The sequence below is a fragment of the Pseudoalteromonas sp. Z9A6 genome, assembly GCF_011378805.1.
Lineage (GTDB): Bacteria > Pseudomonadota > Gammaproteobacteria > Enterobacterales > Alteromonadaceae > Pseudoalteromonas > Pseudoalteromonas distincta.
Window position 1 is genome coordinate 1 of the sequence record NZ_WTKZ01000116.1, and the last position, 1,868, is coordinate 1,868.

The window sequence follows — 1,868 nt, forward strand, 5'->3', positions numbered from 1 at the left end:
CACTTAGTTGTGCCACTGGACTTAGCCCAGCCAGAGCATGTACTGAGTAAAAAAAAAAAAAAAATGAGCGAGCTTCCTGTAATAGATATTTTAATTAATAACGGCGGCGTATCGCAGCGCAGTTTATTTTTAGAAAACGATTTTAACGTGTATCGCCAATTAATGGAGGTTAATTACTTTGGCTTAATTGCACTTACTAAAGCTGTATTGCCTACTATGGTGGCAAGGCGCAGTGGCTCAATTGTGTCTATTAGTAGTGTGGCGGGTAAAGTAGGTTCAAAATTTAGAACGGGTTATTCGGGTTTTAAATATGCGGTTGTTGGTTTTATGGATTGCCTACGTGCAGAAGTAGCACAACATAACATTCATTGTTTAACAATTTGCCCAGGCTCTATTAAAACAGCAATTGCGCATAACTCACTAAACGAGCAAGGCATAGCGCAAAATAAACCAGAAGAGTCGATAGAAAATGGCATGGATGTAAGCGTAGCGGCTTCAAAAATGATTCGTGCCATTAGCAATAAAAAAGACGAAGTGATTATTGGCAAAGGTTTAAGTGGTTGGGCGCCAACAATTAAGCGCTTTTTTCCTACTTTGTTTAATCGCATTACCGCAAAAACAAACTATAGGTAGCGTCGTTTATTTCAAAGGCGTAAAATGCCGTAAATTTGATCAATTTAGAAAAGGATTCTAAATGAAGTATTTATGGCTGAGCCTGTTTTTTATTGTATTAATTTGGTCTGGTATTAACCCAAAAGATCAATTTACATGGCTGCTTGAAGTTATCCCCGCAATTATTGGTTTAGTGCTGCTAGCAAGTACCTATAGCCACTTTAAACTTACCCCTATTTTGTATACATTTATTTTAGCGCATTGCATAGTGCTGATGATTGGCGGGCATTACACCTACGCCGAAGTCCCTTTGTTCGATAACCTATTTGGTAGCGAGCGTAATAACTACGACAAAGTAGGGCACTTTTTTCAAGGGTTTGTACCTGCACTACTAGCACGCGAAATTTTACTGCGCAAAAAAGTAGTAAATGGTCGAGGCTGGTTAATCACCTTTGTTATTTCAGTATGTTTAGCATTTAGCGCCTTTTACGAATTAATAGAGTGGTGGGTTGCAGTGTTAAGCGGCGAAAACGCAGAAGCGTTTTTAGGCACGCAAGGTTACGTGTGGGATACCCAATCAGATATGGGACTGGCGTTATTTGGGGCTATTTGCTCATTGTTAGTACTTTCAAAAGTACACGACAAACAGCTAAAAAACGTTAAAGATTATTTATAGAAAAAGTTATATAAACGCTTATAAAAGCATTGGTAAAAAAGACTATTAACTTATGAGCGCAAACATTAGTAACTACTCAATTAGCACAGACAAAAGCAAACTCAACTTTAACGTTATTTATAACTCAATGTGCTTTGGTGTTTACAGCGATCATAACCAGCAAGTTGGATTTGCCCGAGTGGTTACCGATAAAGCAACCTTTGCCTATTTAGCAGATGTATTTATTGCCCCGCACTTGCAAGGTAATGGGCTGAGTAAATTACTTATTAAAACGATAGTAGAGCACCCTGAGCTGCAAGGGCTCAGGCGCTTTTTATTAGCGACATCGGATGCCCACGGGCTTTATGCGCAATACGGATTTAAGCCAATAGATAACCCCGCACTACTAATGCAAATAAATCCTGAGAATGTGTATGATAAAAATAATCGTGAGGTCTAATAAACGGGGGCGAATATTGTTGTTATAAGCAATTTCCTGTCACATAGCGCCTAGATAGGTTCGTTAGCTTACGATTTTTTGATTCCAACTTAATGGAGGGCGTTCAGAATTCTGTGTCAGCCTAAATTGCTAAATATCTAG

3 protein-coding genes are annotated in these 1,868 nt (G+C 38.8%); all 3 read left to right on the forward strand.

The window, feature by feature from the left end; translation table 11 throughout:
* Positions 1-633, forward strand: a 633-nt coding sequence (locus GQR53_RS20410) for an SDR family NAD(P)-dependent oxidoreductase (protein WP_165745048.1), incomplete at its 5' end; no start/stop codon positions are given.
* Between the two features lie 61 nt (positions 634-694).
* On the forward strand, positions 695-1,288 hold the full coding sequence (locus GQR53_RS20415) for a DUF2238 domain-containing protein (protein ID WP_149604942.1): 594 nt from the start codon (positions 695-697) through the stop codon (positions 1,286-1,288).
* A 52-nt stretch (positions 1,289-1,340) separates the two neighbouring features.
* Positions 1,341-1,727 carry a GNAT family N-acetyltransferase gene (locus GQR53_RS20420; RefSeq protein WP_165742826.1) on the forward strand — a complete coding sequence of 129 codons (387 nt, stop codon included), beginning with the start codon at positions 1,341-1,343 and terminating at the stop codon, positions 1,725-1,727.
* The last annotated feature ends 141 nt before the right edge of the window (positions 1,728-1,868 follow it).